At 64.2% G+C, this 13,160-nt stretch carries 12 protein-coding genes and 1 pseudogene; 9 read left to right on the top strand and 4 right to left on the bottom strand.

The features are described 5' to 3' along the window. The first annotated feature begins 17 nt into the window (after positions 1-17). The 5 genes from hisA (at position 18) to ACWKV7_RS03875 (ending at position 4,239) form a co-directional block, all read left to right on the top strand. Complete coding sequence (gene hisA, locus ACWKV7_RS03895; protein WP_483856331.1) at positions 18-761, top strand: 1-(5-phosphoribosyl)-5-[(5-phosphoribosylamino)methylideneamino]imidazole-4-carboxamide isomerase; 744 nt, start codon at positions 18-20, stop codon at positions 759-761. Positions 762-857: 96 nt separating this feature from the next. After that, positions 858-1,628, top strand: coding sequence for an imidazole glycerol phosphate synthase subunit HisF (hisF, locus tag ACWKV7_RS03890; protein WP_483856330.1), 771 nt, complete (start codon positions 858-860; stop codon positions 1,626-1,628). 135 nt (positions 1,629-1,763) lie between these two features. Further along, positions 1,764-2,501: a substrate-binding periplasmic protein gene (locus tag ACWKV7_RS03885; RefSeq protein WP_483856329.1), complete on the top strand. Its 738-nt coding sequence runs from the start codon at positions 1,764-1,766 to the stop codon at positions 2,499-2,501. Between the two features lie 105 nt (positions 2,502-2,606). Further along, complete coding sequence (locus ACWKV7_RS03880; protein ID WP_483856328.1) at positions 2,607-3,362, top strand: substrate-binding periplasmic protein; 756 nt, start codon at positions 2,607-2,609, stop codon at positions 3,360-3,362. Positions 3,363-3,483: 121 nt separating this feature from the next. Continuing rightward, entirely contained in the window at positions 3,484-4,239 is a 756-nt protein-coding gene (locus ACWKV7_RS03875) for a substrate-binding periplasmic protein (protein ID WP_483856327.1), read from the top strand. 178 nt (positions 4,240-4,417) lie between these two features. Here ACWKV7_RS03875 and ACWKV7_RS03870 read toward each other — a convergent pair whose 3' ends face one another. The 3 genes from ACWKV7_RS03870 to gpmI all read right to left on the bottom strand — a co-directional run bounded on the left by ACWKV7_RS03870 (position 4,418) and on the right by gpmI (position 8,689). After that, positions 4,418-5,728, bottom strand: a complete 1,311-nt coding sequence (locus ACWKV7_RS03870; RefSeq protein WP_483856326.1) for a S41 family peptidase — start codon at positions 5,726-5,728, stop codon at positions 4,418-4,420. 73 nt (positions 5,729-5,801) lie between these two features. Continuing rightward, complete coding sequence (locus ACWKV7_RS03865; protein WP_483856325.1) at positions 5,802-7,043, bottom strand: murein hydrolase activator EnvC family protein; 1,242 nt, start codon at positions 7,041-7,043, stop codon at positions 5,802-5,804. 110 nt (positions 7,044-7,153) lie between these two features. After that, positions 7,154-8,689, bottom strand: a complete 1,536-nt coding sequence (gpmI, locus tag ACWKV7_RS03860; RefSeq protein ID WP_483856324.1) for a 2,3-bisphosphoglycerate-independent phosphoglycerate mutase — start codon at positions 8,687-8,689, stop codon at positions 7,154-7,156. 158 nt (positions 8,690-8,847) lie between these two features. On the opposite strand from gpmI, the gene ACWKV7_RS03855 reads away from it, so the two are divergent. From ACWKV7_RS03855 to ACWKV7_RS03840, 4 genes and pseudogenes are all read left to right on the top strand, one after another. Further along, positions 8,848-9,261, top strand: a complete 414-nt coding sequence (locus tag ACWKV7_RS03855) for a rhodanese-like domain-containing protein (protein ID WP_483856323.1) — start codon at positions 8,848-8,850, stop codon at positions 9,259-9,261. A 1-nt stretch (position 9,262) separates the two neighbouring features. Beyond that, positions 9,263-9,517 carry a glutaredoxin 3 gene (gene grxC, locus ACWKV7_RS03850; RefSeq protein ID WP_483856322.1) on the top strand — a complete coding sequence of 85 codons (255 nt, stop codon included), beginning with the start codon at positions 9,263-9,265 and terminating at the stop codon, positions 9,515-9,517. 35 nt (positions 9,518-9,552) lie between these two features. After that, positions 9,553-10,047: a protein-export chaperone SecB gene (gene secB / locus ACWKV7_RS03845; RefSeq protein WP_483856321.1), complete on the top strand. Its 495-nt coding sequence runs from the start codon at positions 9,553-9,555 to the stop codon at positions 10,045-10,047. 149 nt (positions 10,048-10,196) lie between these two features. Then, positions 10,197-11,240 (top strand): annotated as a pseudogene (locus ACWKV7_RS03840) (transposase). A gap of 70 nt (positions 11,241-11,310) precedes the next feature. Here ACWKV7_RS03840 and rpoD read toward each other — a convergent pair. Further along, on the bottom strand, positions 11,311-13,158 hold the full coding sequence (gene rpoD / locus ACWKV7_RS03835; protein ID WP_483856320.1) for an RNA polymerase sigma factor RpoD: 1,848 nt from the start codon (positions 13,156-13,158) through the stop codon (positions 11,311-11,313). Between the last annotated feature and the right edge of the window lie 2 nt (positions 13,159-13,160).

Genomic DNA, 13,160 nt, shown 5'->3' with positions numbered 1-13,160 from the left:
CTCAAGCAGGTTCACCGATGCTCATCATTCCCGCTATCGATCTGAAGGACGGCGCCTGCGTGCGCCTGCGCCAGGGCCGCATGGAAGACTCCACGGTGTTTTCCGACGACCCGGTGGCCATGGCTGCGCGCTGGGTGGACGGTGGCTGCCGGCGCCTGCACCTGGTCGACCTGAACGGTGCCTTCGAGGGGCAGCCGGTGAACGGCGAGGTGGTCACTGCGATCGCCAGGCGCTATCCGGGCCTGCCGATCCAGATCGGCGGCGGCATTCGCTCGCTGGAAACCATCGAGCACTACGTCAGGGCCGGCGTCAGCTACGTGATCATCGGCACCAAGGCGGTGAAGCAGCCTGAGTTCGTCACCGAGGCCTGCAAGGCCTTCCCGGGCAAGGTCATCGTCGGCCTGGACGCCAAGGACGGCTTCGTTGCCACCGACGGCTGGGCCGAGGTCTCGACCGTGCAGGCCACCGATCTGGCCAAGCGATTCGAGGCCGACGGCGTGTCCGCCATCGTTTACACCGACATCGCCAAGGACGGCATGATGCAGGGCTGCAACATCCCCGCGACCGTGGCTCTGGCCAACGCCAGCCGCATTCCGGTGATCGCCTCCGGCGGCATCCACAACATTGGCGATATCCAGGCCCTGCTGGATACCAATAATCGTGGCATCGTCGGCGCCATCACCGGGCGGGCGATCTACGAAGGCACGCTGGACGTCGCCGAGGCCCAGGCGATCTGCGACCTGAAGTACAAGGACGAGTGAGCGGGCGGCAAGCGCCAAGACGGTAGGGCGGGTGAAACCCGCCGCAACTGACGTAATCTTTACCGGTGGGTTGCACCCACCCTACGGGAGCTCCCCATGGCCCTGGCCAAACGCATCATTCCCTGCCTCGACGTCGACAACGGTCGTGTGGTCAAGGGTGTCAAGTTCGAGAACATCCGCGACGCCGGCGATCCGGTGGAAATTGCCCGTCGCTACGATGAACAGGGCGCCGACGAGATCACCTTCCTCGACATCACCGCCAGCGTCGATGGCCGCGACACGACCCTGCACACCGTCGAGCGCATGGCCAGCCAGGTGTTCATCCCGCTGACCGTTGGCGGTGGCGTGCGCACCGTGCAGGACATCCGCAACCTGCTCAATGCCGGGGCCGACAAGGTGTCGATCAACACCGCCGCGGTGTTCAATCCGGAGTTCGTCGGCGAGGCGGCACAGCGCTTCGGCTCGCAATGCATCGTTGTGGCCATCGACGCGAAGAAAGTGTCCGCGCCCGGCGAAGCGCCGCGCTGGGAAATCTTCACCCACGGCGGGCGCAAGCCCACCGGCCTGGACGCGGTGCTCTGGGCGAAGAAGATGGAAGACCTCGGTGCCGGCGAAATCCTGCTGACCAGCATGGATCAGGACGGCATGAAGAACGGTTTCGACCTCGGCGTCACCCGCGCCATCAGCGAGGCCGTCGGCATCCCGGTGATTGCCTCCGGCGGCGTCGGCAACCTCGAGCATCTGGCCGACGGCATCCTCGAGGGCAAGGCCGACGCGGTGCTCGCCGCGAGCATCTTTCACTTCGGTGAGTTCACCGTGCCGGAAGCCAAGGCCTACCTCGCCAGTCGCGGCATCGTGGTGCGCTGATCGACAAACGGCCGCATTTGGCGGCCAATCCTGTGCGCGAGTCGACGGTGCGCGCTAGGCTTTTCGAATAGAGTCGGCGCCCCGCGTTTCAAGCCCCAAATTCCCCATAACGATAACTGCCGACATGGAGTCTCTATGCCTGCTTTACGGCTGTTTGCCGCTGCCATTCTGTTTTGCCTGAGCGGCGTTTGCCGCGCCGAGCCCCTGGTTCTGCTGACCGAGAACCTGGCGCCGTTCAACATGGCCGCCAATGGCGGCAACTTCGCCCGTGGCGATGACGTGCTCGGTATCAGCACCGACACCTTGCGCGAGATGTGCCACCGCGCGGCCGTCGAATGCCAGGTGATCCTGCGCTTCCCCTGGGGCCGGGTCTATCAGCAGGCCCTCGACGAGCAGGGTTATGGCGTGTTCTCCACTGCCCGCACGCCGGAGCGCGAGCGCCTCTTCAAGTGGGTCGGGCCGATCGCCAGCAACGACTGGGTGCTGCTGGCCAAGGCCGACAGCGGTATCCAGCTGGGGAGCCTGCAGGATGCCGCCCAGTATCGAATCGGCGGCTACAAGGGCGATGCCATCAGCCAGCACCTGATCGACCGGGGCCTGACGGTACAGACCTCGCTGCGCGACACCGAGAATGTGAAGAAACTGCTCAAAGGACAGATCGACCTGTGGGCCACCGCCGACCCGACCGGGCGCTACGTGGCCAAGCAGGAAGGTTTGGAGAACCTGGTGGTGGCGCACCGCTTCAACACCGCCGAGCTGTACCTGGCCCTGAATCCCAATACCTCCGACGAAGTGGTGCAGAAGTTGCAGGCTGCCCTGGAGAGCCTGCGAGCGGACGGCAGCCTGCAGGAGATCGTGAAGAAATACATGTAACAAGAGGCGACCGTTCGGTCCCGATTTGCCATCGGGACTGGGCCAGGGCGTCTTGCCTGGGTATGCTGGGCCCACTGCCACTATAACTAGACAAGAGAGCCGCTAATGTTCAGACGCTTGCTGCTGACCCTGGCCAGCACCATGCTGGTGCTGGCCGGTACCGTCCATGCCGAAACCAGCGAGAACTACACCGTCGTGCTGCTGACGGAAAACTTCCCGCCGTACAACATGGCCATCAACGGCAAGAACTTTGCCCAGGAAGACAATATCGACGGCATTGCCGTGGATATCGTGCGCGAGATGTTCAAGCGCGCCGGGGTCAAGTACAACATGACCCTGCGCTTCCCCTGGGATCGCATCTACAAGCTGGCGCTCGACAAACCCGGCTATGGTGTGTTCTCCACCGCCCGTCTGCCGGAGCGTGAGGAGCAGTTCAAATGGGTCGGTCCGCTCGGGCCGGACGACTGGGTATTGCTGGCCAGGGGCGACAGCCAGATTCAGCTCAACAGCCTGGACGAAGCGAAAAAATATCGGGTCGGCGCTTATAAAGGCGATGCCATTGCCGAATACCTGACCGAGCAGGGGTTGGAACCGATCACCGCCCTTCGCGACCAGCAGAACGCAGTGAAGCTGGACAAGGGCCAGATCGACCTCTGGGCCACCGGCGACCCGGCCGGGCGCTACCTGGCCAAGCAGGAAGGTGTGTCGGGCCTGAAAACGGTGTTGCGTTTCGACAGTGCCGAACTCTACCTGGCGCTGAACCCGAACGTGCCGGACGAGATCGTGCAGAAGCTGCAGGCCGCGCTGGACCAGATGCGCGCCGAGGGCATGGTCGACGAGATTCTCAACAGCTACCTGTAAACCTTGTCGCGGCGGCCAGGCCCTCGGGCCAGCCGCCAAAACGGAGCCGCGTCCGTCGGCGGATGCGCCACAGCCAGGATGGCCCAACCATAACTACAAACCATGGGGAGCGGTATTAGCCATGCTGAAACTACTGCAACGGAGTTTATTGCTAGGTCTGGTCCTGGTCGCCGCTACAGCTCGCGCTGAGCTGCCGGCCGACTACAAGGTGGTATTGCTGACGGAAAACTTTCCGCCGTTCAACATGGCGGTGGACGACAAGAACTTCGCCCGTGACGAAGGCATCGACGGCATCAGCGCCGATATCGTGCGCGAGATGTTCAAGCGCGCCGGCATCAACTACAACCTGAGCCTGCGCTTTCCCTGGGACCGCCTGTACAAGCTGACCCTCGACAAGCCCAGCTACGGGCTGTTCTCCACCACGTTCACCCCCGAGCGCCAGCCGCTGTTCAAGTGGGTCGGGCCGATTGCCAACACCGGCTGGGTGCTGCTCGCCGCGCCGGGCAACAACATCAGCATCGGCAGCCTCAAGGAAGCCAGCAAATACCGCATCGGTGCCTACAAGAACGACGCGGTCAGCCAGCATCTGGAAAGCCAGGGCCTGGAGCCGATCAACGCGCTGCGCGACCAGCAGAACGTGCAGAAGCTGCTCAAGGGCCAGATCGACCTGTGGGCGACCACCGACCCGGTGGGCCGCTACCTGGCCAAGCAGGAGGGCGTGTCCGGGCTGCAGACCGTGCTGCGCTTCAACGATGCCGAGCTCTACCTGGCGCTGAACAAGGACACCCCGGACGAAGTGGTGGAGCGCCTGCAAAAGGCCCTCGACGAGCTGCGCGCCGAAGGCTACGTCGACGACATCACCAACAGCTACCTGTAGAGCAGCTTCGCGCCCCAAGCTGCAACTAAGGTCAGAGCGAGTACGCGGTTAAGGCGCCGTTGCAATCCGGGGCGCGCTCCCGGATTGCGCCGCGTTCCGCGGCACAACTGCCGATGACGGCGCCGGCTACATGTTCCGGCCCAGCCGTGAAGCGCAGTACGGCTCGGGCATGCGTGGCCTATTCCCCGCGAGTGATATTCAGCCCTTTCAGCAGGTTCAGTGCCTGGCTCAGCTGGTAGTCGTCGTCCTGCGGGCGCGGCTCGCTGGCGGCCTTCTTGCTGCTGGGCTTGTCCGGGCCGCCATTGCCGTTGCCCAGGTGCCCCTCCAGATCCGCTTCCCTGATGCTTTGCTGGTCCTGTTCGCGGGTCAGCTTGGCGCGGGCGACCTCGATGTCCGGCACGATGCCCTGGGCCTGGATCGAGCGGCCGTTGGGGGTGAAATACAGCGCGGTGGTCAGCTTCAGGGCGCGCTCGTTGTTCAGCGGCAGCACGGTCTGGACCGAACCCTTGCCGAAGCTGTCGGTACCCATCAGCACCGCGCGCTTGTGATCCTGCAGGGCACCGGCGACGATTTCCGAGGCCGAGGCGCTGCCGCCGTTGATCAGCACCACCAGCGGCACGCCCTCGCTGAGGTTGTCCGGGTCGGCGGAGAAGCGCAGCTCGGAGTTGGCGATGCGACCCTTGGTGTAGACGATCAGGCCCTTGTCCAGGAAATGGTCGGCGACTTCCACCGCCGCCTGCAGCACTCCGCCAGGGTTGTTGCGCAGGTCCAGTACCAGGCCGTTGAGCTTCTTGCCGCCGTTGTCCTTCTTCAGGCGGGCCAGGGCCTTGCCGACTTCCTCGCCCGTGTTGATCTGGAACTGGGTGACGCGCACGTAGCCGTAGCCATCGTCGAGCAACTGGCTCTTCACGCTCTTGACCTTGATGGCGGCGCGGATCAATTCGACATCGTAAGGCTTGCCGCCTTCGCGAATCAGCGTCAGCTGGATCTTGCTGCCCGGCTTGCCGCGCATCTTGTCCACCGCTTCCATCATCGACAGGCCCTTGGTCGGCTGGCCGTCGATCTTGATGATCAGGTCGCCGGCCTCGATGCCTGCGCGGGCGGCGGGGGTGTCGTCGATCGGTGTGACCACCTTGACGAAGCCGTCCTCCAGGCCGACTTCGATGCCCAGCCCGCCGAACTCGCCGCTGGTGCTTTCCTGCAGCTCGCGGAAGTCTTCCGGCTCCAGGTAGGCCGAGTGCGGATCGAGGTTGCTGAGCATGCCCTTGATGGCATTCTCCAGCAGTGTCTTGTCGTCCACCGGCTCGACATAGGCGGCCTTGATGCGGTCGAGCACCTCGGCGAAGGTGCGCAGTTCATCCAGCGGCAACGGTGCCTTGGTGTCCGCCACCGCCGCGCCGGCAACGGGCTCATCGGCGTGGGCTGCTGGCAGGCCGGCCAGCAGGCCGAGGACCAGGGCGAGGCTGGTGAGGCGGAAGCAATGCGGCATATCCAACTAACTCCTAATGTTTAGGGGCGGCGCCTGGCTGGCCACCGAAATTCCGTTGCGTCCGGCGGGCCGGTCAACCCTGGGCGCGGCACCATTGCAGCGGGTCGCTGGGGCGGCCCTGCTGGCGAATGGCGAAGTACAGGGCGGGGGTGTCCTGTCCGCCGCTGTTGCCGACGGTGGCGATGGGGTCGCCAGCCTTGACGATCTCGCCGGCATCCTTGAGCAGACTCTGGTTGTGACCGTAGAGGCTCAGATATCCGTTGCCATGGTCGAGAATGACCAGAAGTCCGGCACCGCGCAACCAGTCGGCGAACACCACCCGGCCGCCGTGCACGGCGCGTACCTGGCTGCCGGAACTGGCGCCGATCAGTACGCCGTCCCACTTGCTTCGAGGGTCGCCATTGCGAGGAGTGCCGTAGGCGGCGATCAAGCGGCCATCCACTGGCCATGGCAACTTGCCGCGTGCCTTGGCGAAGGGGCCACCGTAGACGGCGCCGCTGCTGGAAACCAGGGGGCCGCGGGCGGCCGGCTCGCCGCCCTGGCGTTGTTCGCGCTGCTCGGCAAGCAGTCGTTGGCGGGCCTGTTCGGCTTCGCGGGCCTGGCGGGCGAGGGTTTCGTCGATGGTCTTGATCAGGCGATCGAGCTGGGCCTGGTCCTGCTGGCGCGCCTTGAGCTTCTTGTCGCCGGCGCCGTATTCGCGGTCGAGCTTGGCCAGGGCCTGCTGGCGCTCCTTGCGCACTGCGTCGAGCTGGGCGCGGTGATCGTCGAGCGCGCTCTTCTGCGCCACCAGCTCGGCCTGGTGGGCGGCGATCTCGTCTTCGACGTTGGCCAACTGCCGCAGGGTCTCGTTGAAAGCGCCGAGCTGCTCGAGGCGCGCCTGGTTCACGTAGTCGTAGTAGCTTAGGGTGCGGGCGAAGCGTTCCGGCTGCTGCTGGTTGAGCAGCAGCTTGAGGTATTCCTGGCGGCCACTCTGGTAGGCGGCGCGGGCCTGGATGCCGATCAGCCGCTGCTGTTCGAGGCGTGCGCCTTCGAGCGTGCTCTTTTCCTTGTCCAGGCGCTCGAGCTCGGTTTCGCTGTCCTTCAGCTCGTGCTCCAGATCCTTCACCTGGCGCTCCAGCTGGCCCATTTCGCTTTCGGTCTTCTGCAGTTCCTTCTGCACGCCGGACTTCTCCTGCTGCAGCTTGTCCAGCAGCTTCTTCAGTTCGGCGACATCCTGGCGGGCGGCTTCGAGTTGTTTCTGGGCGTCGGCGCGCTCGTCGGCGAAGGCCGGAGCGAGCAGGCTGATCAGGGCGAGGAAGAACAGGGTGCGGAACATGGGGCGTGCGACACCGGAGGGAAGAGGCAGGCCCTAGTATGCCGAAGCGCGCGGGAAGCTAAAAGCGCGAAGCCGGAAGCGCGTCAAGCTTCCGGCCTTGTGCGGGTGGTTCAGTCGAGTTCGACGATGGAGCGGCCGGTCATTTCCTGCGGTTGCGGCAGGCCAAGCAGCGCCAGCATGGTCGGCGCCACGTCGGCCAGCACGCCGCCTTCGCGAATGCGCAGGTGGCGTTTGCCGACATAGATGAACGGTACCGGCTCACAGGTATGGGCGGTGTGCGCCTGGCCGGTAACTTCGTCTTCCATCTGCTCGACGTTGCCGTGGTCGGCGGTGATCAGCGCCTCGCCGCCGACCTTGTCCAGCGCCTCGACGATGCGACCGACGCAGCTGTCCAGGCATTCCACTGCTTTCACCGCCGCCTCGAATACGCCGGTGTGGCCGACCATGTCGCCATTGGCATAGTTGACGACGATCACGTCGAAGCGCTGGTTCTCGATGGCCTCGACGATCCGGTCGGTGACTTCCGGAGCGCTCATCTCGGGCTTGAGGTCGTAGGTGGCGACGTTCGGCGAGGGAATGAGGATGCGCTCTTCGCCGGGAAACGGCTCTTCGCGGCCGCCGGAGAAGAAGAAGGTGACGTGGGCGTACTTCTCGGTCTCGGCGATGCGCAGCTGGGTCAGGCCGTTATTGGCCAGGTACTCGCCGAGCACGTTGGTCAGCGGTGCCGGCGGGAAGGCGCAGGGGGCCGGGATGCTCGCCGCGTACTGGGTGAGCATGACGAAGCCGGCCAGTTGCGGCACGCGCTGGCGCGGGAATTCCTTGAAATCCGCCTCGACGAAGGCGCGGGTCAGCTCGCGGGCGCGGTCGGCGCGGAAGTTCATGAACACCACGGCGTCACCGTCTTCCACGGTTACCGGCTCGCCGATCACCGTGGCCTTGACGAACTCGTCGCTCTCGCCGCGCTCGTAGGCCGCCAGCAAGCCCTCCACGCCGTTGGCGGCGCGGTAGTCGGCCTGGCCATCGACGATCAGGTGGTAGGCCTGTTCGACGCGGTCCCAGCGGTTGTCGCGGTCCATCGCGAAGTAGCGGCCGACCAGCGAGGCGATGCGGCCCTTGCCGAGCTTGGCGAAGGCGGCGTCGAGCAGCTCGATGGAACTTTGCGCGCTTTTCGGCGGCGTATCGCGGCCGTCGAGGAAGGCGTGCAGGTAGATTTTTTCCGCTCCGCGCTGGGCGGCCAGTTCGGCCATGGCCGCCAGGTGCTCTTCATGGCTGTGCACGCCGCCGGGGGAGAGCAGGCCGAGGATATGCACCGCCTTGCCGGCACCGACCGCCTGGTCGACCGCACCGCAAAGGGTCGGGTTGGCGAAGAACTCGCCGTCGCGGATGGCCTTGGTGACACGGGTGAAATCCTGGTACACCACGCGGCCGGCGCCGAGGTTCATGTGACCCACTTCCGAGTTGCCCATCTGCCCGTCGGGCAGGCCGACATCCATGCCGCTGCCGGAGATCAGGCCGTGCGGCTGGGTGGCGCGCAGGCGGTCGTAGACCGGGGTGTTGGCGGCGTGGATCGCGTTGTATTCGGGGCTGTCGCTGTGACCGAAGCCGTCCAGAATGATCAGTACCAGGGGTTTGCGGGTAGCGGTCATGGGGGTTCGACTCGTTGGGGCCCGGCGCACCAGGCGTGAAAAAGGCGGGCATTTTAACCCAGTGTGACGCCCCTGACACGGCTGGCCGTTTCGCGGGTTCAGCCGGCTCCGGGGGCTGTGTATACTGGCCGGCATTTTACCGCCCCTGGAAACTATTGATGGTCGCCCACCTGATCGAATTCGCCACCCACCACTATGTGCTCAGCGGTCTGTTCGTGCTGCTGCTGGCGCTGCTGATCTTCACCGAGATGCGTCGCGGCGGGCAGAGCCTGAGCACACGCGAGCTGACCGCCCTGGTCAACGCCGAGACCGGCGTGGTGCTGGACGTTCGTCCGAAGAAGGACTTCGACACCGGGCATATCGTCGATGCCCTGAACATTCCTTTCGAGAAGCTGGTCAACCGTATGGCCGAGCTGGAAAAGCACAAGGCCAAGACCCTCATCGTGGTCGACGCCATGGGGCAGCACGCCGGCAGCATCTGCCGCGAGCTGCAAAAGGCTGGCTTTACCGCCGCCAAGCTGTCCGGCGGTATCGCCAGCTGGCGTGGAGATAATCTGCCGCTGGTCAAGTGATATGTCGAAAGTCGTCATCTACACCACCGCCTGGTGCCCCTACTGCATACGAGCCAAGCAGTTGCTCGGCAAGAAGGGTGTCGCCTACGAAGAGATCGCAGTCGACGGCAAGCCCGAACTGCGCAGCGAGATGACCCGCAAGGCCGGTCGCACCTCGGTGCCGCAGATCTGGATCGATGACACCCATGTCGGCGGTTGCGACGATCTCTATGCCATGGAGCGTGCGGGCAAGCTGGACGCGCTGCTCAAATCCTGAACCATCGATAAACGCACGAACAAGAAGGCTTTGCCATGACCGAACAAACAAGCAACGGCGCGAACGGCGCTTCCCAGAACGCCGAAGGCCCGCAGTTCTCCCTGCAGCGCATCTATGTGCGCGACCTGTCCTTCGAAGCGCCGAAGAGCCCGGAGATCTTCCGCCAGGAGTGGAACCCGAGCGTCGCCCTGGACCTGAATACCCGCCAGAAGACCCTGGAAGGCGACTTCCATGAAGTGGTGCTGACGGTATCGGTCACTGTGAAGAATGGCGAGGAAACCGCCTTCATCGCCGAAGTGCAGCAGGCCGGCATCTTCCTGATCAAGGGCCTGGACGCGGCGTCCATGAGCCATACCCTCGGCGCCTTCTGCCCGAACATCCTGTTCCCCTACGCGCGCGAAACCCTCGACAGCCTGGTCACCCGCGGCTCGTTCCCGGCGCTGATGCTGTCCCCGGTAAACTTCGACGCCCTCTACGCCCAGGAACTGGCGCGCATGCAGGCCGCCGGCGAGGTACAGGCCCAGGCCTGATCTGCCTTTGCGAAGAGCTGGAAAAGCGCCTCAGGGCGCATTTTCTGGTTCTAGGCGGATTCAAGGGGGGAGTGATTTGTCCGGCAGGGACATGGGTCAAAGTGGCAGTCGCCAAAATGCACCCAATTCCCCCTCCCTTTGTTGTCGCCGTGCATCCTGTCGATCTTGCCGTTCTCTGGCCAGGCTATGGCGTCGTAGCCTCTTGCCCCATTGCCGACAACACCCTGCTGCTTGCGCTGGAATCCCTAGCCAAGTGCCCTGGTTTGGGTGCTGCCAGCAGCCCAGTGCTTTGATCCACGAACGACACCTGCGCCGAGTGACCGCGATCTGTTGGCTCAACGAATTCAGCTCTAGCTGCTCCTACGCCGCGTGGACTGCCCGCGCTTTGGGCGAGTGACCGAGCTGATCGATTGGCTGGAATCCGCTTCTCGCCTGACTCGGCGTTTGCGGGTTTGGAGGGCTTGCTGCGGATTCTGCCCGCCTACCCTCAAACCCTCGACAAGCGCCACCTGGAGGCGGAGGTCGGCACTTTCGAGCCGGGCGCGGTGCGCCGTCCGGTGATGGACGAGTGCGCCCCGCACTCGGGGCATCGCTATGCCGCGGTGATCATGGATGCTAAGCGAACGCAGATGCTGCGATTCGGCCGCGGCAATGAATTGCTGCGAGGCTATTCGTCCGTTCTTCGAGTTAGTCGGCGAACACTGCCTGAAGATCGATGCGGTGGCGATGGGCATAAACACTGCTTTCGGCCGGGAGCTGAAGCCCGTAAGCCGAATTGGTTTGCGACCTGTGCCACGTGATGGCGCGCTATTGGTGTGAGGTGATTGATCATTTCCGCCCCGATCAGCCCTCTGCGGAACGACGAGCCGGTGCACAAGGTAGTCAAGCGCAGTCGCTGGTTGCTGTTGCGCAATGCAGAAAAGCCTGAGGGACGACCGAGCCGTGCAGCTGCAGAAGCTGCTCGCTGCCAATCAGCCACTGGCCTCGGCGTGTCTGCGATAGCGGCTTGCCGCCACTACCGTGCTTCGCCAAAAAAAACTGGGGCGCTATCCTCGCCGCCGCCCGAGTCCCCATGCAAGCACGCCAGCCTGCAGGAGGGCGTGAATAATTACATCAAGGCCATCAAGCGAGTGGCCAACGGCTTCCGGGGCCCGGGCAAATTCAAGGTCACCTTCCTCGGAGAGGCGCGATGAACAAAAAATAACCCCCTCTTCCGATTGGCAGAGGGGTCGTTTTTCAGCGCTACGAAGAAGCGCCGATGGGCTACTCGTCGAGGAAGGAGCGCAGGTGCTCGCTCCGCGACGGGTGACGCAGCTTGCGCAGTGCCTTGGCTTCGATCTGGCGGATACGCTCGCGGGTGACGTCGAACTGCTTGCCGACTTCCTCGAGGGTGTGGTCGGTATTCATGTCGATGCCGAAGCGCATGCGCAGCACCTTGGCTTCACGGGCGGTGAGCCCGGCCAGTACTTCGCGGGTGGCTTCCTTGAGGCTTTCCACCGTCGCCACGTCGATCGGCGATTGCATGGTGGAGTCCTCGATGAAGTCGCCCAGGTGCGAGTCTTCGTCGTCGCCGATCGGAGTCTCCATGGAGATCGGCTCTTTGGCGATCTTCAACACCTTGCGGATCTTGTCCTCGGGCATCTCCATGCGCTCGCCCAGTTCCTCCGGAGTGGGCTCGCGACCCATTTCCTGCAGCATCTGGCGGGAGATGCGGTTGAGCTTGTTGATCGTCTCGATCATGTGCACCGGAATCCGGATGGTGCGCGCCTGGTCGGCGATCGAGCGGGTGATCGCCTGGCGGATCCACCAAGTGGCGTAGGTCGAGAACTTGTAGCCGCGGCGGTATTCGAACTTGTCCACCGCCTTCATCAGGCCGATGTTGCCTTCCTGGATCAGGTCGAGGAACTGCAGGCCGCGGTTGGTGTACTTCTTGGCGATGGAGATCACCAGGCGCAGGTTGGCCTCGACCATCTCTTTCTTCGCCCGGCGGGCCTTGGCCTCGCCGATCGACATGCGGCGGTTGATGTCCTTGATCTCGCCGATCACCAGGGCGGTTTCTTCCTGCAGGTCGATCAGCTTCTGCTGATTACGCTGGATGTCGCCCTGCAGGCGGCCGATGGCCTCGGCGTACTTGCTCTTGCCGTTGGCGAGCTGCACGCTCCAGTCGAGATCGGTTTCGTGATTCGGGAACTGGCGCAGGAAATCGGCACGCGGCATGCGAGCATCGCGTACGCACAGTTGCATGATCGCCCGCTCCTGGCCGCGTACGCGGTCCAGGGCGCCGCGCACACGCTCGACCAGCGCGTCGAACTGCTTGGGTACCAGCTTGATCGGCATGAACAGCTCGGCCAGCGCCTGCTGCTCGGCGGTTGCCTGCGGGCTGCCGCGGCCATGCTTCTTCAGGGCCTTGCGGGTCTTCTCGGCCTGCTCGGCAATGGCGCCAAAGCGCTGGCGGGCGACTTCCGGGTCCGGGCCGCCATCGCCTTCTTCTTCTTCGCTGTCGTCGTCGCTCTCTTCGTCGTCATCGTCGTCGCTGGCCTCGGCGGCCTTGCTCTTGATGTCGACAGGCACTTCAGCGGGCGCGGCGGCGCCATCGTCGTCGGGATCGAGATAGCCGCTGAGCACGTCGGACAGGCGCCCGCCCTCGGTGGTGACGCGCTCGTATTCGGCGAGAATGGAGTCGACGGTGCCGGGGAAGTAGGAGATGGCACCCATCACCTCGCGAATGCCTTCCTCGATGCGCTTGGCGATTTCGATCTCGCCTTCGCGGGTCAGCAGTTCCACGGTGCCCATTTCGCGCATGTACATGCGCACCGGGTCGGTGGTGCGGCCGATATCGGTTTCCACGGCGGCCAACGCGGCGGCCGCTTCCTCGGCAGCGGCTTCGTCGGTGTCGGCCTCGGCCAACAACAGGGCATCCGCATCCGGGGCACTCTCGAATACGTTGATGCCCATGTCGTTGATCATGCGAATGATGTCTTCCACCTGTTCCGGATCGGAAATATCCTCCGGCAGATGGTCGTTGACCTCCGCGTAAGTCAGGTAACCCTGCTCACGACCACGGCTGATCAACTCTTTCAAACGAGACTGCTGTTGTGCTTTTCCGGACATAA

It is taken from the genome of Zestomonas ipomoeae (genome assembly GCF_057128665.1).
The sequence above is the reverse complement of the archived record's forward strand: the minus strand, read 5'-3'. Positions and strand labels throughout refer to the sequence as shown.

Coding starts and splice junctions, on each gene's coding strand:
- ACWKV7_RS03865 (WP_483856325.1), bottom strand. CDS start 7,043: ATGTTCCGCACCCTGTTCTTCCTCGCCCTGATCAGCCTGCTCGCTCCG.
- ACWKV7_RS03855 (WP_483856323.1), top strand. CDS start 8,848: ATGGTCGCCCACCTGATCGAATTCGCCACCCACCACTATGTGCTCAGC.
- gpmI (WP_483856324.1), bottom strand. CDS start 8,689: ATGACCGCTACCCGCAAACCCCTGGTACTGATCATTCTGGACGGCTTC.
- rpoD (WP_483856320.1), bottom strand. CDS start 13,158: ATGTCCGGAAAAGCACAACAGCAGTCTCGTTTGAAAGAGTTGATCAGC.
- ACWKV7_RS03870 (WP_483856326.1), bottom strand. CDS start 5,728: ATGCCGCATTGCTTCCGCCTCACCAGCCTCGCCCTGGTCCTCGGCCTG.
- hisF (WP_483856330.1), top strand. CDS start 858: ATGGCCCTGGCCAAACGCATCATTCCCTGCCTCGACGTCGACAACGGT.
- hisA (WP_483856331.1), top strand. CDS start 18: ATGCTCATCATTCCCGCTATCGATCTGAAGGACGGCGCCTGCGTGCGC.
- ACWKV7_RS03875 (WP_483856327.1), top strand. CDS start 3,484: ATGCTGAAACTACTGCAACGGAGTTTATTGCTAGGTCTGGTCCTGGTC.
- ACWKV7_RS03885 (WP_483856329.1), top strand. CDS start 1,764: ATGCCTGCTTTACGGCTGTTTGCCGCTGCCATTCTGTTTTGCCTGAGC.
- secB (WP_483856321.1), top strand. CDS start 9,553: ATGACCGAACAAACAAGCAACGGCGCGAACGGCGCTTCCCAGAACGCC.
- ACWKV7_RS03880 (WP_483856328.1), top strand. CDS start 2,607: ATGTTCAGACGCTTGCTGCTGACCCTGGCCAGCACCATGCTGGTGCTG.
- grxC (WP_483856322.1), top strand. CDS start 9,263: ATGTCGAAAGTCGTCATCTACACCACCGCCTGGTGCCCCTACTGCATA.